This is a genomic window from Ruegeria sp. CG1 (assembly GCF_056537265.1).
On the sequence record NZ_JBQFRF010000002.1, the window covers coordinates 227,284 to 246,195 of the forward strand.

An 18,912-nucleotide genomic window follows, 5' to 3' on the forward strand; every position below is an offset into this window, starting at 1 on the left:
GACTGGCGAAGAACGCCGGCGTCTCAAAACTCAACAGGGAGAAACATGATGAAAAAACTGACAAGCCTTCTGGCAGCAACCGCTCTGACGGCTGCCGCAACAGCGCCAGTAATGGCAGAGAAATGGGATATGCCGATGGCCTATTCGGCCTCAAACTTCCACTCGGCCACGGGCGCGGAGTTCGCCAAATGTGTGACCACCGGCACAGGTGGTGAGATTGAGATTGTCACGCACCCTTCCGGCTCGCTGTTCAAAGGTGCCGACATCAAGCGTGCGATCCAGACCGGGCAAGCCCCGATTGGTGAGCGTCTGCTGTCTGGGCACCAGAACGAAAACGCGCTGTTCGGCTTTGATTCCATCCCGTTCCTGGCCACGTCATTCGATGATAGCGCCAAGCTGTGGGATGCGGCAAAGCCGTCCATCGAAAAGCTGCTGGCTGAACAGAACCTGACGCTGCTTTACGCCGTGCCTTGGCCGCCTCAAGGGTTGTACTTCAAGGACGAGGTGAACTCGGTCGCGGATATGGCGGGGATCAAGTTCCGCTCCTATAACAACGCCACCTCACGCCTGGCCGAACTGACGGGTATGCTGCCGGTTACCATCGAGGCGGCTGAGATCAGCCAGGCCTTTGCCACCGGTGTGGCGGATTCCATGGTGTCGTCTGGGTCGACTGGCTATGACCGCAAGGTCTGGGAAAGCCTGAACTACTTCTATGAAGTGGATGCCTGGTTGCCGCGCAACTACGTGATGGTGAACTCGGATGTTTGGGCCGGTGTCTCGGATGCGAACAAGAACGTCATCAAAGGCTGTGCGGAACTGGCCGAGTATGCCGGTAACTGGCGCGCAAAGGAATATACCGGCTTTACGCTTCAGGGTCTGCGCGATGGCGGCATGACCGTTGGTCCTGCGTCCGAACAGATGACGAATGAGCTGAAAGAAATCGGCGTCACCATGACCAACGAATGGCTTGAGGCCGCCGGTGACGAAGGCAAAGCCATCGTCGACGCGTTTAACTCTCAATAATCATTCGAATGCGGGCGGCAGTTCATCCTGCCTCCTGCTCCCAATCCACAAAAAGCACAGCGGGGACAGCATGGCGGCGATGCGAGGGCTCAGGTCCGTACTGGATTTCATTTATCTGGCAGCAGGGGTTCTGGCGGCGCTCAGCCTGATTGCCATTCTGGTGCTCATTGTGGTGCAAATGCTGGCCCGTTGGACCGGCGAAGTTTTTCCCGGCGCGCCGGATTATGCTGGATACGCGATGGCCGCTGCGTCTTTTCTGGCCTTCGCCAACGCCCTGAACCGAGGCAGCCATATTAGAGTCTCCATTCTCCTGAATGCGGTTCCCGATGGCTTTCGCAGAATTCTGGAAATCTGGTGCTTTGCGATTGGTTCGGCGGTCATGTGGTATTTCTGCTGGTATGCCTATCGCTTTGTGTACTGGAGCTGGAAGTTCAACGATATCAGCCAGGGGCAAGATAAAACCGCCCTTTGGATACCGCAATCTACCATGCTGATCGGAGCGGTCATTCTGGCCGTCGCGCTGACCGATCACCTGTTCCATGTCCTGTTCAAGGGTGATCACCGCATCACCCGTGATCTGGCCGATCAGAGCCACGGAGAGTAAGAGCATGGAAAATATATCCGTTATTATCCTCTTCCTCTTTGTCCTTTTCACCTTGCTGGGCACCGGTGTCTGGGTCGGGCTGGCCCTGATGGGCGTCGCCTGGGTCGGGATGGAGCTGTTCACGACGCGCCCCGTAGGCGATGTCATGATCACCACGATCTGGTCGGCGTCCTCTTCCTGGACCCTGACTGCCTTGCCTATGTTCATTTGGATGGGCGAGATCCTCTACCGAACCCGATTGTCCGAAGACATGTTCAAAGGCCTGTCGCCGTGGATGGCACCTTTGCCCGGAGGGCTGGTTCACACGAATATCGTAGGCTGTACGGTGTTTGCCGCGGTATCGGGTTCTTCGGCGGCGACGCTGACTACGGTTGGCAAGATGTCGATCCCGGAACTGCGAAAGCGCAACTATCCCGAACGCATGGTCATCGGCACGCTGACCGGCGCGGCAACACTTGGACTAATGATCCCACCGTCGCTAACGTTGATCGTGTACGGCGTTACGATCAACGAGTCCATCACCAAGCTGTTCTTTGCAGGCATCCTACCCGGTCTTGTGCTGGCTGCCATGTTCATGGGCTATGTCGCCATCTATTCCAAAGTTGGCAAAGACTGGAACCCCAACGATGAGAGCAAGTTGACCTTTTCCGAAAAGGTTAAGAACTCTCGCTTTCTGTTGCCAGTGATCCTGCTGATCATGGTGGTAATCGGATCGATGTATCTGGGTTATGCTACAGCGACCGAGGCGGCGGCTTTCGGTGTGATTGGCGGACTGCTACTGGCAGCAGGGCAGGGATCGTTGAACTGGAAGACCTTCACTGAAAGTTTGATGGGCGCAACCCGCACCAGTGCGATGATTGCGCTGATCCTAGCGGGTGCTGCGTTCCTGTCATTGTCGATGGGCTTTACCGGCCTGCCGCGCGGGCTTGCGGATTTGATCGCGGGCTGGGAACTGACCCGGTTCGAACTGCTCATGGTTCTGCTGGTTTTCTACGTCATTCTGGGCTGCTTCCTTGATGGGATTTCTTCGGTTGTGCTGACTATGGCTGTTGTCGAGCCTATGATCCGGGACGCCGGGATCGATCTGATCTGGTTCGGGATCTTCATCGTGGTCGTTGTCGAGATGGCGCAGATCACACCTCCTATTGGTTTCAACCTGTTCGTGATGCAGGGCATGACTAACCATGAAATGAGCTATATCGCCCGCGCTGCGATCCCGATGTTCCTGATCATGGTGCTGATGGTGTTCGTTCTGATCTGGTTCCCCGAGTTGGCGACGTGGCTGCCCGAAAACCTGCGTCAAAGCCCCGGTGGGTAGACACCGTTGAACCCGCTTCACCTCGCGGCGCGTCACGGCCCATATGTGTTAGTATCGGGCCTTGCCGCAGGCCTTCTGCTGCCGGGGCTGGCCGCACCGATGCGGCCTCTCTTACCGCCCTTGGTCATGCTCCTGCTGTTTTTGACGCTGCTGCGAATGCAGCCGGGGGCCATTGTGGGTTCGCTGGTTGACCTGCGAAAAGTTGCGGGAACGATTGCCGCCTTTCAATTGGTTTTGCCGTTGTCTGTCGTTGGGATTGGAATTGCCTGCGGATGGACCGGTTCGCCAGTTTTTTTGGCATTGCTTGTCATGGCTGCAGCCCCATCAATATCCGGCAGCCCCAATATGTGCCTGATGATGGGCTATTCTGCGGAACCGGCGATGCGACTGGTCGTGGTTGGAACGGCTGTTTTGCCACTGACCGCGTTACCGATCTTTTGGCTGATGCCGGAATTGGGTGATCTCAGGGCGGTCCTGATGACCGCGCTTCGGCTTTTTCTTACCATCACAATAGCAATTCTCGCGGCTGTCATATTGCGCCGCACGGTGCTGCGCCAACCTTCAAAGTCTACGCTTTTGAACGTGGAAGGTGCGGCAACGATTACTCTGTCCGTTTTCGTTGTTGGCCTGATGCCATCATTGAGCGCAACCGCACTTGTGGACCCGCGTGTCGCGCTGTTCTGGATCGCGTTTGCCTGTCTGATCAACTTTGGGGCTCAGGTTGTCTCATTCCAATTCACACGAACTCGAATGCCCGGTGCCGAGGCTACGGCGGTGTCTCTGATCGCCGGAAACCGGAACATCGCGATATTCTTCGTGGCACTGCCACCTGAAGTGACCGCGCCGATCATGGTGTTCATCGGGGCCTATCAGATACCGATGTATCTGACGCCGCTGATCATGCGCCGACTGTATCAGACGGCTGCCACAACCAGTTGATTTGGGCCAGAGGCATTGGCGGTGCCAGCCCTAACGCTGATCCCCAACCCCGACGCCGACATAGGTTTCAAATCCCGATCCCAGAACCATCGTGGACGAGTAGATATTACGCAAGTCGACCATTCGGGGGGATCTCATAGTCTCTGCCAGCTCGCTCAGGTTCAGGGCGCGGAACTCGTTCCATTCTGTCAGCAAGACAACAACGTCCGCATCTTTGGTCGCGGCGTAGGGATCATCCATCCACTCGACGCCAGGAAGCAGCGCTTCCCCCTCGGCACGGCCTTGCGGATCGACAACGCGGACCTGGGCACCGCCGCCGATCAGGGCGGGAACGATGGTCAGGGAAGGTGCGTCGCGCATGTCATCGGTGTTGGGCTTGAAAGTCACACCCAGAACCGCCACGGTCTTGCCATTGAAGCTGTCATCGCAGGCATCCCGGATCTTCTCGATCATCCGCTTCTTGACCTCATCGTTTACACGAATGACGGTTTCGGTGATCTGCATCGGGTGGGCAAAATCCTGTCCGATCCGGGCAAGTGCAGCGGTGTCTTTCGGAAAACACGAGCCGCCATAGCCAGGGCCTGCGTGCAGAAACTTGTTGCCGATCCGCCCATCCAGACCAATACCGCGCGCCACCTCTTTGACATCGCCGCCTGCCCGCTCGCAAAGACCGGCGATTTCATTGATGAACGTGATTTTGGTCGCCAGGAATGCGTTCGCCGCGTATTTGATCATCTCGGCGCTTTCTAGATCAGTGGTCAGGATTGGAAAGTCACGCAGATAAAGCGGGCGGTAAATCTCGGCCATGACATCCGCCGCTCGTTCGCTTTCGACCCCTACGACAACACGGTCCGGGCGCATAAAATCATCTATTGCTGCGCCCTCGCGCAGGAATTCGGGGTTCGATGCGACGTCGAATTCCGCCTTCGGATTTGCACCCGAGACAACTTCATGAACCTTGCGGTTGGTGCCGACCGGGACAGTCGATTTGGTTACGACAACCGTATAGCCGGTGATGGCATGAGCGATTTCCTCGGCGGCGGCCATCACATAAGTCAGATCAGCGTGCCCGTCCCCGCGTCTCGTAGGTGTGCCCACCGCGATGAACACCGCGTCCGCGCCGTCGACCGCAGCGGCCAGGTCGGTGGTAAAGGTCAGGCGGCCAGCAGCCACGTTCTTGGCCATGAGCACATCAAGGCCCGGCTCGTAAATCGGCACCTCTCCATTCTGAAGCATCTTGATCTTGCGATCGGATTTATCGACGCAAATCACATCATGGCCAAAGTCCGAAAAGCAAACCCCGGACACCAAACCGACATATCCGGTGCCAATCATCGCAATGCGCATTTATCGAATTCCTTCTTTTGGGTTTCGCCAATGGCGCATTTCCTGGTCTCTTTCAACCGCTGAACTAAGAGCTTTTGGGGCTCGATAATTACAACCGCCTAGGCATTGCCGGCTTGCTTTCGACAACAGCTCGGCACTTCTGAGGTGTTGCGGGCGATAGGGCAAAATCATCAGACTGTCTCTTGGCGACCGAATATGCTTGTTGTGGTGAATTGTTCAAGTGCTGTTCGTGGCTTGCGTTGAACTGGCTATCTGGTCTCGGCGAAGAACGGCGTGTTGCGATCAAGATTCGTTGCCAGATCGGATTTTCGACGATGGCATTCGTTCGACCGCTGGCGCGCATTCTCAATCCTACATGTAATATCAGGCACTTCTTCGCTTCAGCAGGCGTTGGGCATAGCCAGAATGCGAAGCTTCATATAGTCTCACAATCAGTTTTCGTGGTGTCGAGCGGCGGTGCGAGCAATCTGTTAATTATTTTAAGGCTTCGCGATGGGGGGCATGTTCTCGTTATTGGGTTCCGGGGAAGGCGTTGGCCTTAAATCTCCACGCCGCATGAGCGCCGGTCGCGGAGCGCGCTGATGGTGCTGCACCCCACCGGCCCGGAAACTGATCTTGGCGCGATGGAGCACCGCCATCTGACTGTCATGATGGTGGATCTTGTCGAGTCCACGGTATTGGCTCAAATGCTTGAGCCCGAAGATTTGCTGTCTACGACATTACGTTATCATAAACTGGTCGAACAAATTGCCGTTGAGTTCGGGGGCAGGGTGCTGCAGATCGTGGGCGACGGTATCCTCGTCGCCTTTGGTTGGCCTGCTGCGTCTGAAAATAATGCCGAGCGCGCTCTACGCGCTGCGCTGCGCATCCATACTGATCTGCCCGCAATGGCGGGTCCGCTCGATCTCAGGTGCCGGATTGGGATCGCATCCGGCGTAGTTCTTGTCGGGGACATCGCGCTTGGGACCAATATTCAGCCGGACGCGATTTTTGGATCGACGCTAAATCTTGCGGCACGTCTTCAGTCGTTGGCGACCCCCGGTGGAACAATGGTTTCTGCGGCAACACGAGCGCTTGGGGCCGAACAAATGGAGTTCGAGCCGCAAGGCGTTCAGAACCTCGCGGGGTTCGACCGGCCTGTTCCAGTTTATCGATTGACCGGTGAAGGCAAGGATCAGGCACGCCGCCATAACCGCACCCCGTTGCTTGGCCGCAAAGCCGAACGCGGACAACTCCGCCGCGCGTGGAAAGATGTGGAAGCCGGAAGAGGGCGGGTGATTCACATTTTGGGTGAGGCAGGGATTGGCAAATCGCACCTGATCCGTGATCTGCGTTCGTCGGTCGGGCCGCAGGCATGGGTGACCTATCACTGCAGTCCGTTCCATGTCAGCACACCGTTCTTTCCCTTCATATCACAGGTCGAACGGTGGTGCGGCATCCACAATCAGGACGATATTGCCGCGCGTCGCAACCGGTTGTCAGAACATCTGAGCGATATTCTGGACGACGCGCAACTTCGCACGCTGTATTTCATTCTTGCCCCGGGCCCTGGCGACAGCGGGACGACCAGTGAGGACGAACTGCGCGCGCAACTGAGTGACATATTCATCCGCGTCTACCAAAAACTCAGCCGAGAGGGGCCGGTGCTTGTCGTGGTTGAGGATATGCAATGGGTCGACCCATCGACCCTTTCGGTGCTGCGCGACGTGGCCGAGCATCTGACATCACTTCCCGTCCTGATGTTGATGGTTTCGCGGATGCCGGCGCCATCAGCGATCAAAGAGAGCATACCGTCTCTTGAGCAATTGTCGCTTCCACCGCTCGATGATGCGACATCGTCAGAACTGGCCAAGGCGGCCTCGGGTGAGCGCCTTGACGACCGCACTACGGCGCAGATTTTGGCGCGGGGCAATGGAGTGCCCCTTTTCATCAAGGAGTGCTCTGCCGCCATCGCTGCGTCGCCTGAACGTATCGTGGACAACATTCCCGCCACGTTGCATGACCTCCTGGCGCAACAGGTGGACGAGGTCGGAGAACTCCGACGTGCCGCGATCGAGGCCGCTGTTATAGGTGGTGCCTTTGGGGCACCTTTGCTGGCTCAGATCAGTGAACTGACTGAAGACGAGTCCGAAGACGCGATCTTTGGGCTCGTCGCCACGGGTATATTGCAACATCTGCCCGGCGCGAATGACGACGCAGAAATGATCTGGCGGTTCCGCCATGAATTGGTGCGTGAGGCGGCATATCAAAGCCTTGTGCGGGACCGTCGCATTCATTTGCACCGACGCACGGCAGAAGCCCTTGCCGCCCAACCGGAAGCCGCCCGACAGCCTGAACAAATAGCGCGGCACTGGGAACTGGCCGGTGAAACAACGAAGGCGGTGGCCGCCTGGTCGGAGGCCGCGCGGCTGAACCTGAGGCGCCACGCAAATCGCGAAGGGGCTCAGCATGCCCGAAACGGATTGCGGCTGTTGGACGAGTTGCCCGCAGACCAACGCGATAAAGCTGAATTGAACTTGCAATTCCTTCTGGCCGCTGCCGAACGCGTGCATGTCGGTTATGGTGCCGAGCCCGCAATCGATGCCTTTGGGCGCAGTTTTGAACTGGCTGAAAAGCTGGGCGACAGACGTACTCTTGTTCGCGCGGGCAGGGGTCTGTTTACCGCTGCAATGGTCAAAGGTGATTACCAGAACGCCGAGCAATGGGGGCAAGCGATCATCGATGCGTATGACGATCACCACACCCGAATGGTCGGAAACTACATCTGTGGGGCCGCGCTATCCCCGCGCGGTCGGTTTCAGGATGCGGCAGCAGCTCTGGAACAAGCGGCGTCTCATGCGGATGCGCATCGCGCCGAAGCTGGAAACAGCCCCGATATTGCAGCCGTGATACAAATCGAGAGTATGAGCGCGCTGGTTGACAGCTTTCAGGGCAAAACTGAGGCGGCACTCGCCAAAGCCAAGCGGGCAGTTGACGCCGCGATGGCGTCGGGCCAGCCCTTGATCATCGCAAATGCAATGCATTGGTTGACCGAAATCCACATGCAGATGGACCACCCGGATTATGCGCGTATGGCCAAGGCGCTGAGCGCGGCTGTTCAGGACAAGGGCGGCCCTTATTACCAAGCTGTTGCGACGGCCCATCTTGCCGGGGCTGCCATCAGAACCGGCGAGGCCACAGAGGGCGTGGCCATGCTGCAGGCCGCTTGGGGAAGGATGCACGCAACGGGTGCCGAGGCGGCTGGCGTGCTCGTCAACGCCGAGCTCGCACGGGGCTATCTTGCTCTGGGTGAGATTCAGAAAGGGTTGGATGCGGTGGAGGCTGGTCTGACATGTGCAGAAAACACTGACGAGCGGAACTATGAGGCTGAAATCCACCGGATAAAGGCGGCTCTTCTACTGGAACAAGGTAGTCCGTTCGATGCGGCTGAGGCGGCTTTGCGTGAAGCTATAGCCGTGGCAAATGATCAGGGCGCGGCGCTGTATGAATTGCGCGCGCTGAGTGATCTTGCCTGCATCCGGCCAGCCGATACGGAAGTTGCCGCGCGGATTGCTGAGCTGGAAGAGCGCGCGGTCGCGTCTTAGGTCCCGCCGGGACGTCGACCTAAAGTGCAGTCTTCGGGTTGCAGGTCCAAGCCAACAAAACGCGCCACCTGCGAGAATGACGAAGTTTTCTTCAACAACTGAAAACCTTTCTCTGAAAAAGTCTCAGCCGAGTACAAGTTTTTGGACACCATCGGGTTGTTCATAAGCTGCGTGATTGCGTCATACGCCACCATCGATGTCATCAGATCGCCCATGATCACATCGCCCTTGTGCTGTTCCGCAAAGAGACCAGGGAACAACTCGACCCTATTGACGTCGCAATAAAGCCGGCTCAGGTCGGCAATCAATTCGTCCGCAAACGGCTGATCACCAACCATCTCAGTAAAGCTTGAATGCGGTTTGCGGCAGAAATGATGACGATAAGTGTTCAGCGACGGAAGACGCGCCTTACGCGTCAGGGCAATTGTAGCTTCGACAGGGGCAGGAGCACCGGGCGCAGGCCTTTGGAACAGGAAATCGGGCGTGTTGCGCAGCGACATGCGGGCCGCAGGTTGGCGCGACAATGATCGGATCATTTCCGCCAATCCCGTTTGTTCGACCAGTCGTGGATTGAATCTGAACCCCTCCGGGCCAACCTGTGCGCCGTCGATTATGAATCGCTCGGGGATCATCGAATGCCAGCGGTAGAGCAAATTGAACTCAATCGCGATCTGGTTGGAATGATGCCACGGTTGCCAGCGATTGACGCCAACAGGCAGTTTGAATGGCATATTGGCGATGTGGGCGATGTAGTCCTCAAGCACAAGCTTGATCAGCAATGCGATTAAGGTGCAGCGTGTGGTCTGGAACACACGCTCTTTGTCCCAGCCTGATATGCCGCGCTTTTCGCGCCACAACAGATCGGCAAAGGTGTTATGGGCGCGCAACATCAGTGTATTGATCGCGATATAGCCTATGGTACCATTGCCATTATCGAGCCCGGTTGCATGAAAATCGAGCAGTAGCTGGTCAATCGCGTGATCGCTGAGACCCGGATGTGCCCGTTTCACCGCATTCCACAACTTGCATGGATCGTGCAGGGGCTTTCCGCAATTCTCGCCAGTGGCAAGACTGCCATCAAAGGGGGGCGCAAGCTTAACACCACCGCTTTGGTTCTTTTGAAACAGCTTCGGGGCCCACATCTCTCCTTGTGTATCCAGACGAAAGGCCAACCGGTGGGTTAATTCATTGGTTTCGGGATCGCGTTCGCGCAGCATGTCGGTCTGAAAATCGTTCAGCCCGTAGATTTGGCATAGATCGACCTCGTGGTTCGAATCCGTCTGATCAACCGGTCCTTTCGCCCCAAAGGTGCGCAGGAAACTGTCGGTAAACCATTGTGCGGCCGAGATAAACAAAAGTGTCGATCCTTGCGGGCACATCAAGGTAAGCGGGCTGCCATCCATTTGTGTCCGTCGGCGAAAGAGATCAGCAACTTCGCTTTCCGACGGCAGGACGGGTGAGAGGTCTTCTGGCGTTGTATGCCGACCGATCCAGCGATGGGAAAACACGCCGGGCCATGTCGTGTAGTCTGCGCCCATCGTATAGGGCCGCGGTCGGTGGATCTTCGCGGCGTTTGCAAGCCTGATCGCGGCTAAATAGCTCGTAACGGGTGGGGAGATCTTGAATCCGAGTTTGATCAGATCATCAACGTCCAGCATCAATACATCTCCGTTTGGTCATCGATTCGGGAACCGGGCGCGGGCCAGGCTCAGATAGGTTCTGAGCCGGATCGCATTAATCGGTCCTAAAGGTTCGTGATCTGCCGTGACACGCCAGGGCGAGAAGCTCATCGCGTCGCCATTCTGCGGATCAAATTCTGCACCTTTGGGAATCGTGATATCCGCCACGGGCGTGACGGTATGATGGTACGGATCAAGAGGTGCATCTGGTTGCGGATCGCATGCCCACCGGATGCGATTGTCTAGCACATCGAATTCGTCGGCCGGGCGCGGGGGCTCAATCACACACAGCTCGAAGTGATTATCTCCATCGGCCACGTCTTGCCGCAAACACTGCCCGATCCCATCTGGGTCGTCTACCGGATGTGCCGGAATTTTTGGTTTAGCGCTGCGGGCTAGGTATCGGACTGTTAGATCGGGGCCCAGCCGATACGGTGTTGTCGACCAGAAATGGACCTCAAAAGGCGAGTGCATATAGTTCGAGGCAAAATCACTCGCGACGCGAAACTGACGCTTGCCTTCACGAGTGAGGAAGGCTCGAAATCCTGCGCGCAGCCCTTTGATGATCAACCTAAGGCTCCATTTTCGTCGCCCTTTGATCGCGTGCTGGACCGCTTGTAATGTGGCGACAAGCCTGCCCAATCGCTCATATTCATCGGGGACATAGCTGGGAAACACATCCTGATCGACCAATACAAAATCGAACTCGTCGCTGAGTTGTGTGGTCCCCAGATGTGCAAGTGCTTCGGCGTCGATCAGCTTGGGGCCTGGCACGTCAAAAAGCTTGATCGCCATCCCGTGGGCATCCGATTTCCGGTCATCCAGATGCGCGCCGTTGGAAAAGCGAAGTGCGGCTGTATAGTCTGCGGGCTGTTCAAACAGGCCGTGACGGAACTGTTCTGGTAGATCGTTTCTGACGGTGAATGTTGCAGCCACGCACCCGTGACTGCGCCCATGCTGAGCCCTTAAGCGATGGCCTTTCCACCGTGCAACGGCCTCGAGATTGTGGTCAATGACATCATCAACAATATCCGGCGGCAATGCGTTTTGCGAAACATGCGTCAAAGAACCGTCTCCTTGGATAAACCCAGGCAATGATCAAACAGGGGTAAGGCGCTGACAAAGCTAAACCTCTAAATTTGTTCAGCTTACCTCAGATTGTCTAATTTCCAAACACACCAACTATGGACAGCCGTGGCCAGACAAATTCGGCGCGCAGCCCAACCCATTCGGTTGGTGCTACGGACACGTGGTTGCCCGCGCTCGATCCTCGACCAGAGTTGGGCGCCTTCGACTTTATCATTGACGTGTCCGGTGTTCTCGGGCACTCAATCGATTGATGGTTCCCGGTGGTGTTGCCGCGGGATGAAAAGGGAATACGGTGAGGTTTGCCAAAAGGTGCCAATTCCGTAACTGCCCCCGCAACTGTAAGCGGTGAGCAAGGCCAAACAGCCACTGGTCCACAGGGTCGGGAAGGTTGGCCGAGCGCGGACCCGCAAGTCAGGAGACCTGCCATCAGATGTTTAACCAACTCGGGGCGGGGCGTCCTGGAAGGAGGCTTTGATGGCGCGTCAATCGCGTGTTTACATTGTCGGCAGCTTCCGCATGCGCTTGGAAACAAGTGGAGTGGACCATGCCAGATACGCCTGATCATTTCATTCTAGTCTGCGAAAGCTGCACTGAAGGGCTGCCCCTTGATGAAATTTGCAATGCGTTGACTGGGAAATTACATCGCAGTTTTGCGATCCGCGCGTCGTCTTGCATGGCAGGCTGCGATAGTCCCAGAACGGTTGGGTTCCAGGCCGTAGGAAAGGCGCAATACCTTTTTGGTGGCATTCAGACCGCGGATGAGGTGCAGGCGCTGGCTGAGTTTGCAGCGCAGTATCGTGAAAGCCCGGATGGCTGGACAAATGCCACTGATCGCCCGCAGGCGTTGTTCAATAAAACCCTCTCGCGCATGCCGCGGATCGAACAGGGGGCATCGCAATGACGTTGCCACCCTTTCTGATTGCCGAAAACCTTGAGTATTATGCCCTTACCGGAGATGTCCTGTTGCAGGGCGTCTCGTTCGAGTTGTACGAGGGTTCCATTCTAGCCATCGCCGGCCCGAACGGGGCGGGGAAAACGACGCTTCTCAATCTGTTGTGCGGCGCTGAGCCGCTGGCACTTGGTGATGTTCGGATCAAAGGACGCAGTCTGAAAAAGCTCACGGCCAAAGAGCGTGCGCGCATGATTGCAGTGGTAGGTCAGCAGGAACTGCCCGATGGACGCTTGGCGTTACGCGATTATGTTGCGCTGGGGCAAATACCCATCCGTGCGGACCGCTCTGCCGAAGGCCAAGCGCAAGAGCTGGACCGGATTTTAGACCTGACCGGTCTCGCCAATCTCGCGGACAAGCGCATGGCCCAACTGTCCGGAGGCGAACGTCAGCGTGCCCATATCGCACGTGCTTTGGCGCAGAACCCTTCGTTGCTGTTTCTGGACGAACCGACCAACCATCTGGATCCTGATGCAAAAGGGCGGATGCTGTCTTTGGTCGCCGAGCTTGGGATCACCGTGGTCATGATCGTACACGATCTGGTCATGATCCCCGAATTCGCCACACACGTGGCGCTGATGAAATCGACCCGCATGATCGAGTTTGGATCGGTGGACAAGGTGCTGACACCCGAAAGAGTCCGCGAAACTTTCGGCGTTGATTTCCTCTGCTTTCTCCACGAAGGCCGCGTGATCCCGGCGCTTGATATTCGAAGAACCACAATCTCAACTTAGTCGAAGGAACACACTGAGATGAAATACATCTGGCCCGTGGCGTTGGCCACCGCCATGGCAAGCGGTGCTGCTGCGCAAGAAGTCACCGTAGACAACTGCGGCGAACCGCTGGTTTTTGATACCGCGCCCGAGCGCCTGGTTGTGCATGACATGAACATGACCGATATGGCTTTTGCATTGGGTCTGCAGGACAAGATCGTCGGCCTGACCGGCATCACCGGCTGGTACAAGACCAGCCCTGATTTTGATGCCCTGCGCGGCGACATCCCCGAGCTTGCGCCGAAATATCCGACCGTCGAAAACTTGGTGGCGGTTGAACCCGACCTGTTCTTTGCCGGTTGGTACTATGGCATGAAGCCGGGTGGTGATGTGACCCCAGATACATTGGAACCGTTCGGAATCAAGACCTTGGTTCTAACGGAAAGCTGTGTCCATCTGGACAAGGATCGCCCCGAAGCCAGCATGGATCTTCTGTTTGGCGATGTGTTGCGCTTGGGCAAGGTGATGCAAGTCGAAGACAAGGCCGAGGCTCTGGTCTCGGGCTGGAAAGAGCAGCTGGCAGCGATCGAAGCCAAGACTGCTGAACTGCCCAAGCCCCGCGTCTTTCTTCTGGATGGTCCTGCAGATGCTCCGTTTACCGCCGGTAAATTCGCGATTCCCGACGCGATGATCACAGCCGCCGGTGGTGAAAACGTCACTCATGACATGGACACGAGCTGGGGCCGCACTTCGTGGGAGGCCGTTGCCGCATCGAACCCGGAATTCCTGGTTTTGTTGGATTATCAGACCGGCAATGGTGCCGAGGACACCTTCAAGTTCCTGCAGGAACATCCCGTCATGTCGCAGACTGATGCCGTCAAGAACGAACGCTGGATCGGATTGCGCTACGAAGAGCTAACGCCGGGACCGGCAAATATCGAAGCGATCTCGAAGATGGCGCGCGCGATGCATTCGGGTCAGAGCTAATATGGGCCGACTGGGCCTGACGTTGTTGCTGGGGGCGGTCGTTCTGACCGCCCTTTTGCTGATTTCCACGATCTACGGCACAACCTCGATTCCTTTGTCCGACACCTTCACCGCGATATTGCGCGGTACCGGGTTGCAGGACGGAGAGATGTCGCCGCTGCATAGGATCGTATTCGACCTGCGATTGCCCCGCGCGTTGTTTGCAGCCGTGATCGGTGCTGGGCTGGGCATCGTTGGCGTGGTGCTGCAAACGACCACACGTAATGACCTTGCCGATCCATTTCTGTTCGGCCTGTCCTCGGGTGCGGCAGCGGGGGCGGTGTTTGTAATTACCGTGACCGGAGATATTCTGGGTTTCTGGACTCTGCCTCTGGCTGCCTTTTGCGGCGGTCTTGTGGCGTCGGGCATCGTGCTGGCGCTGGTTCATGGGCTTCGCACCAGCGCACCGGAAAAGCTGATCCTTGCGGGTCTGGCTGTGTCGTTTTTGTTTTCGGCCATAACCAACTATCTGATTTTCGCCGGCGATAGCCGCGCCGCCCATTCTGTCATCTTCTGGATGCTGGGGGGGCTGGGCCTGGCCCGTTGGGAGACGTTCCCGCTGGTGTGCATCGGTCTGCTGCTGATCCTGAGCTATTCGCTTTATCGCAGCCGCTGGTTGGATGCGCTGCTGACCGGGGATTTGACTGCCGCTACTCTGGGTGTGCCGGTTCGGGGTCTGCGGTTCAGCATGTTTTTCACCGCAGCGTTGGCAACGGCCGTGTTTGTTTCCGTAGCCGGGGTGATTGGTTTTGTCGGTCTGATGGTGCCGCATATTGCACGCGGGATCGCAGGTCCCCTGCACAAAAACCTTCTACCTACCGCCGCTATGGTTGGTGCTGCCTTGTTGACCGGCTCTGACATTCTCAGCAGGCTTATGCTGGCTCCGCAGGAATTGCCGGTGGGGATCGTCACAACTTCAATCGGATCGGTGTTTGTATTCTTGCTTTTATTCAGGACTGCGAGAAATCAACGGTAAGGCCCTCGATCTTCGCTCACAAGATATTTCGTCCTGATCAGGTCTGAGCCGAGTTTAAACCTTTCCGTCAGCCGCTTGGCCGAGCCACTTGAACACAAGCTTGGCGCGGTCGGATGAGGTGTTGTGTAGTTTCACGTAGAAATCCAGTTGCGATGAGATGGTTTGCGGCAACAGTCTGACCAGTTTTCCGGATGCGGTCAGCTCCGAGGTCAGTCCCTCCCATCCCAGCACTGCGCCCATATCGTCCTGAGCGGCCTGAAGCGCGATCGTGTAATTGTTGACCCGATGCGCGGAATTCAGCGGGCCTTCATAGCCGAGTTTCTGGGTCCAGGCACGCCAGTCGGTCCAGCCGGTATCCGGAGCGTCGAGATGAATGAGGGGGACCCTGGCAATATCTTCAACGCGTTCGATGGGATTTTGTTGCGCAAACCTTGGGCTGCAAAGCGCCATAATCTTGTCGTGAAATAGTGTCTTGAAGATGCCCGTTTCGCGACTGGAATCGCCGTAATGGATACTTAGGTCGCATTTTGACGTGTCGATGCCGAGGTCAGTCACGACCTGCGTCACGGAAACGTGCCCGTATTGCTTCCAGAACTGCGCAAGGCGCGGGGTGAGCCAAAGTGAACTGACAGCCGTGGTTGAGCGGATCGTCACACCTTTTCTGTCATATTGACGCCGCAACTGCCCAAGTGCTTCGCTGATGCCTTCCAGACCACGTTGAAGGGCAACAAGAAGATAAGCACCGCTTTCAGTAAGTTCCACGCCGCGATGATGGCGCAGAAACAGCGCGCATTGCAGCTCGTTCTCCAGCGCTTTGACCTGATGGCTGATTGCGGCCGGCGTGACGTTCAGCTCTTCTGCGGCGGTCTTGAAGCTTACATGCCGCGCAGCAGCCTCAAAGCTGATAAGCGAACTTACAGGTGGAAGATCGTAGGGCCTGTTGAGCAAGGTGATTTGACCTGTGATGGTTTGTACATCCAATATTATATAAGCACTATCCGAAGATCAGGCTTAGCTGATCTTATTCAAAGTGAATCTTTTTGCAATTGCCCGCCAGCGGTTCACGGTGAAAATTCGCCACAACCGTTTGAGACATGATCAATGGATGTATCAAAGGTCCTCAAAACTCTTGACGTTCATATCGATCTTTCCTCATGCAATGCGACCCCCGGTTGGTCGTGCACAAGTTGAAGGAGTTGCAGTATGCAGTCACATGCAAAAGTCGTGGTTGTCGGTGGCGGATGCGTCGGGGCGTCAATTCTATATGGGCTGACCGAACATGGATGCTCTGATGCCGTTATGCTGGAACGCACCACACTGACCTCGGGTTCAACGTGGCATGCGGCTGGTTTGCTAGTAACCTTTGTGCGGTCGCACAACGTGTCGAAGATGACGATGGAAACCATCCGCATCTACACCGAGGTGGAAGAGAAGATGGGCAGTTCGGTCGGACTGCGTAAGGTAGGACAGCTGCGGGTCGCCAATACCGAAAAGCGCTGGGATGAGTTCCAGTCCTATATCTCGATTGCCGAAGCTGCAGGCGTGCCCTGCCAACTGCTGACGCCAGAGGAGATTGCCGAGATTCATCCCTTGCTGAATCAAAGTTCAGATATTCGGGGTGGTATTCTGCACACGGAAGACGGCTATGTGAATCCCGCGGACATTACCATGGCATTGGCCAAGCTCGCGCGGGATGCCGGCGCCAAGGTATACCAGAACACCGAAGCGCAGGCTTATGAGAAGCTGGACAATGGCCACTGGAAAGTGACCACCAATCAGGGTGAGATCACCTGCGAGCATCTGATCTTTGCCACCGGCAACTACGCCCGCGAAAATGCGCGCCGCGTGGGGCTGGACCTGCCATGTATCCCGATCGTTCACCAGTATTGGACGACCGAGACGGTGCCGCTGTTGAAAGAGCGCCGAACGCAAGGCTTGCCCGAATTCCCAATCCTGCGGGATGAGGACTACGGCGCTTATCTGCGCGAAGATGTGGGCGGGATCCAGTTCGGGCCGTATGAATTCACCAAAGACCTCAAACTGTTTGCCGAGGATCGTGTCCCGCCCGAGTTCGGAGCCGATCTGTTGCCCGAGGATTTTGATGCCGTGGAAACCCAATGGGAACGCGCCATCGAACGGGTGCCAACCTTGGGTGAGGTTGGGATCAAGGCCAACACCCGTGGCCCGTTCCAGATGACCCCGGACGAGCTGCCTCTGGCCGGACCCGCGCCGGGGCATGAGAACCTTTGGCTGGCCGAAGGCATGCCAGGTGGCATCCTCTGGGGCGGCACCGTTGGTAACCGTTTGGCCAAATGGATCGTCGATGGCGATCCGGGCATGGATATGTCGGAGCTCGACCCGCGTCGATTCTCGGACTACGCCTCAAAACGTTGGACCATGGATAAGGTGCGCGAGACATGGGGCACCCATATGGATGCGCATGTTCCGGGTGAGGACTTCCCGGATGCGCGCCCGATGAAGACCGTGGGCAGCTATGATCTGTTGACGGCTCAAGGTGCGGTTTGGACCAGCTTTAACGGCTACGAATTTCCTCGCTGGTTTGCCAAATCGCCCGAAGAGGCGATCCCCGAACACAGTTTCCGCCGCACCAACCATATGGAGCGTGTTCAGGAAGAGGTGCGCACCACCCGTGAAGAGGCTGGCTTCATCGAAATGTCGCCGATGACCAAGTTCACAGTGCGTGGACCGGGTGCAGCCAAATGGCTGGATAGCCTGATGGCCAACAAGCTGCCCAAGGTGGGCCGCATGACCTTGTCGCTGATGTTGAACGACAAGGGCGGCATGGATGCGGAGTACACAATCGTGCGCTATGCCGACGACGATTTCTACCTGATATCGACGCCGAACTGGCGAGCCTACAATTGGGATCAATTACAGCGCGTGCTGCCAGGTGATGGCTCGGTGGTGATCGAGGATATCTCAGAACAGCTGGGCGTGATCGCACTGGCCGGGCCCAAGGCACGGGACATCCTGCAACCATTGACCGATAATGATTTGTCGAACGAAGCATTCCCATGGCTGTCGGCACAGATGGGCGAGGTGGGCTATGCCAAAGGTGTGCACTTGTTGCGCGTCTCCTACACCGGTGAGTTGGGATGGGAACTGCACCACCCGGTCGGATACAATCGCCACCTCGTTGATCTGCTGCTGAAATCGGGTGTGAAACCCTTCGGGCTTGAAGCGTTGGAGTCGATGCGGCTTGAGAAATCCTATCGCGCGATCAACCGCGAAATCTGCAAGGACCTGACCCCATATGAGGCCGATTTGGGCCGTTTCGTTGCAATGACCGAGAAGATCGGCGGGCAGGTGGCCGAACGTGATTTCATCGGCAAAGCCGCGTTGCAACAGCAGCAGGAGCAGGGTGGATACAACACACTGGTCACACTGAAGCTGCCGTTCTGCGACACCTCGGTGATGTTTGACGAAGGCGTCTATGCCGATGGCAAGCTGATCGGACGCGTCACTTCGGGCGGATTCTCGTATTACTGCAACCACGACATTGCGATGGCGCTGGTTCCATACGAGATGACGGCACCCGGCACCAAAATGCAGGTGCTCATCCACAATGAAATGCGCGAGGCCGAAGTGATCGATACCTGCGCCGTTGATCCCACCAGCGCCCGCGCGCGCGCCTGATCCGGAGG

Annotated in this window: 14 protein-coding genes and 1 riboswitch; of the genes, 10 read left to right on the top strand and 4 right to left on the bottom strand. The window is 56.9% G+C overall.

Annotated elements, in window-relative coordinates; all coding sequences use genetic code 11:
• The first annotated feature begins 48 nt into the window (after window positions 1-48).
• The 4 genes from ACR0AU_RS06830 (at window position 49) to ACR0AU_RS06845 (ending at window position 3,884) form a co-directional block, all read left to right on the top strand.
• Window positions 49-1,023, top strand: coding sequence for a TRAP transporter substrate-binding protein (locus tag ACR0AU_RS06830; RefSeq protein ID WP_480795450.1), 975 nt, complete (start codon window positions 49-51; stop codon window positions 1,021-1,023).
• Between the two features lie 70 nt (window positions 1,024-1,093).
• On the top strand, window positions 1,094-1,627 hold the full coding sequence (locus tag ACR0AU_RS06835) for a TRAP transporter small permease subunit (RefSeq protein WP_170732617.1): 534 nt from the start codon (window positions 1,094-1,096) through the stop codon (window positions 1,625-1,627).
• A 4-nt stretch (window positions 1,628-1,631) separates the two neighbouring features.
• Complete coding sequence (locus tag ACR0AU_RS06840; protein WP_170393803.1) at window positions 1,632-2,945, top strand: TRAP transporter large permease subunit; 1,314 nt, start codon at window positions 1,632-1,634, stop codon at window positions 2,943-2,945.
• A 6-nt stretch (window positions 2,946-2,951) separates the two neighbouring features.
• Complete coding sequence (locus ACR0AU_RS06845; RefSeq protein WP_170646813.1) at window positions 2,952-3,884, top strand: hypothetical protein; 933 nt, start codon at window positions 2,952-2,954, stop codon at window positions 3,882-3,884.
• A 30-nt stretch (window positions 3,885-3,914) separates the two neighbouring features.
• Here ACR0AU_RS06845 and ACR0AU_RS06850 read toward each other — a convergent pair whose 3' ends face one another.
• A complete protein-coding gene (locus tag ACR0AU_RS06850) occupies window positions 3,915-5,231 on the bottom strand; it encodes a UDP-glucose dehydrogenase family protein (protein WP_170732618.1) in 1,317 nt (438 codons plus the stop codon).
• 581 nt (window positions 5,232-5,812) lie between these two features.
• On the opposite strand from ACR0AU_RS06850, the gene ACR0AU_RS06855 reads away from it, so the two are divergent.
• Window positions 5,813-8,815 carry an ATP-binding protein gene (locus ACR0AU_RS06855; protein WP_480795451.1) on the top strand — a complete coding sequence of 1,001 codons (3,003 nt, stop codon included), beginning with the start codon at window positions 5,813-5,815 and terminating at the stop codon, window positions 8,813-8,815.
• On the opposite strand, the gene ACR0AU_RS06860 is transcribed toward ACR0AU_RS06855, so the two are convergent.
• A complete protein-coding gene (locus ACR0AU_RS06860) occupies window positions 8,812-10,473 on the bottom strand; it encodes a peroxidase family protein (RefSeq protein WP_170732620.1) in 1,662 nt (553 codons plus the stop codon). The two genes, ACR0AU_RS06855 and ACR0AU_RS06860, sit on opposite strands and share 4 nt — an antisense overlap.
• A gap of 18 nt (window positions 10,474-10,491) precedes the next feature.
• Complete coding sequence (locus ACR0AU_RS06865; RefSeq protein ID WP_170776281.1) at window positions 10,492-11,559, bottom strand: catalase family protein; 1,068 nt, start codon at window positions 11,557-11,559, stop codon at window positions 10,492-10,494.
• A 258-nt stretch (window positions 11,560-11,817) separates the two neighbouring features.
• Window positions 11,818-12,025: riboswitch (cobalamin riboswitch) on the top strand.
• 102 nt (window positions 12,026-12,127) lie between these two features.
• Between ACR0AU_RS06865 and ACR0AU_RS06870 the strand changes: the two genes are divergently transcribed.
• The 4 genes from ACR0AU_RS06870 to ACR0AU_RS06885 are packed head-to-tail and all read left to right on the top strand — an operon-like array spanning window position 12,128 to window position 15,247.
• Window positions 12,128-12,484 (top strand): DUF1636 family protein, encoded by a 357-nt coding sequence (locus ACR0AU_RS06870; RefSeq protein ID WP_480795452.1) that lies wholly within the window; start codon window positions 12,128-12,130, stop codon window positions 12,482-12,484.
• Window positions 12,481-13,266: an ABC transporter ATP-binding protein gene (locus ACR0AU_RS06875; RefSeq protein ID WP_480795453.1), complete on the top strand. Its 786-nt coding sequence runs from the start codon at window positions 12,481-12,483 to the stop codon at window positions 13,264-13,266. Before ACR0AU_RS06870 ends, ACR0AU_RS06875 begins: the two co-directional genes overlap by 4 nt.
• Before the next feature lie 18 nt (window positions 13,267-13,284).
• Window positions 13,285-14,232: an ABC transporter substrate-binding protein gene (locus tag ACR0AU_RS06880; RefSeq protein WP_170732623.1), complete on the top strand. Its 948-nt coding sequence runs from the start codon at window positions 13,285-13,287 to the stop codon at window positions 14,230-14,232.
• A 1-nt stretch (window position 14,233) separates the two neighbouring features.
• A complete protein-coding gene (locus ACR0AU_RS06885; protein ID WP_170732624.1) occupies window positions 14,234-15,247 on the top strand; it encodes an iron ABC transporter permease in 1,014 nt (337 codons plus the stop codon).
• A 54-nt stretch (window positions 15,248-15,301) separates the two neighbouring features.
• Here the strand turns inward: ACR0AU_RS06885 and ACR0AU_RS06890 are convergent, their stop codons facing one another.
• Window positions 15,302-16,195: a LysR substrate-binding domain-containing protein gene (locus ACR0AU_RS06890; RefSeq protein ID WP_170732625.1), complete on the bottom strand. Its 894-nt coding sequence runs from the start codon at window positions 16,193-16,195 to the stop codon at window positions 15,302-15,304.
• 255 nt (window positions 16,196-16,450) lie between these two features.
• Between ACR0AU_RS06890 and ACR0AU_RS06895 the strand changes: the two genes are divergently transcribed.
• The gene (locus ACR0AU_RS06895) at window positions 16,451-18,904 is read left to right on the top strand and encodes a GcvT family protein (protein WP_170732626.1); all 2,454 of its coding nucleotides are present in this window, start codon (window positions 16,451-16,453) and stop codon (window positions 18,902-18,904) included.
• Window positions 18,905-18,912 lie beyond the last annotated feature (8 nt).

Coding starts and splice junctions, on each gene's coding strand:
- ACR0AU_RS06860 (WP_170732620.1), bottom strand. CDS start 10,473: ATGCTGGACGTTGATGATCTGATCAAACTCGGATTCAAGATCTCCCCA.
- ACR0AU_RS06850 (WP_170732618.1), bottom strand. CDS start 5,231: ATGCGCATTGCGATGATTGGCACCGGATATGTCGGTTTGGTGTCCGGG.
- ACR0AU_RS06885 (WP_170732624.1), top strand. CDS start 14,234: ATGGGCCGACTGGGCCTGACGTTGTTGCTGGGGGCGGTCGTTCTGACC.
- ACR0AU_RS06835 (WP_170732617.1), top strand. CDS start 1,094: ATGGCGGCGATGCGAGGGCTCAGGTCCGTACTGGATTTCATTTATCTG.
- ACR0AU_RS06895 (WP_170732626.1), top strand. CDS start 16,451: ATGCAGTCACATGCAAAAGTCGTGGTTGTCGGTGGCGGATGCGTCGGG.
- ACR0AU_RS06830 (WP_480795450.1), top strand. CDS start 49: ATGAAAAAACTGACAAGCCTTCTGGCAGCAACCGCTCTGACGGCTGCC.
- ACR0AU_RS06840 (WP_170393803.1), top strand. CDS start 1,632: ATGGAAAATATATCCGTTATTATCCTCTTCCTCTTTGTCCTTTTCACC.
- ACR0AU_RS06880 (WP_170732623.1), top strand. CDS start 13,285: ATGAAATACATCTGGCCCGTGGCGTTGGCCACCGCCATGGCAAGCGGT.
- ACR0AU_RS06875 (WP_480795453.1), top strand. CDS start 12,481: ATGACGTTGCCACCCTTTCTGATTGCCGAAAACCTTGAGTATTATGCC.
- ACR0AU_RS06870 (WP_480795452.1), top strand. CDS start 12,128: ATGCCAGATACGCCTGATCATTTCATTCTAGTCTGCGAAAGCTGCACT.
- ACR0AU_RS06855 (WP_480795451.1), top strand. CDS start 5,813: ATGGTGCTGCACCCCACCGGCCCGGAAACTGATCTTGGCGCGATGGAG.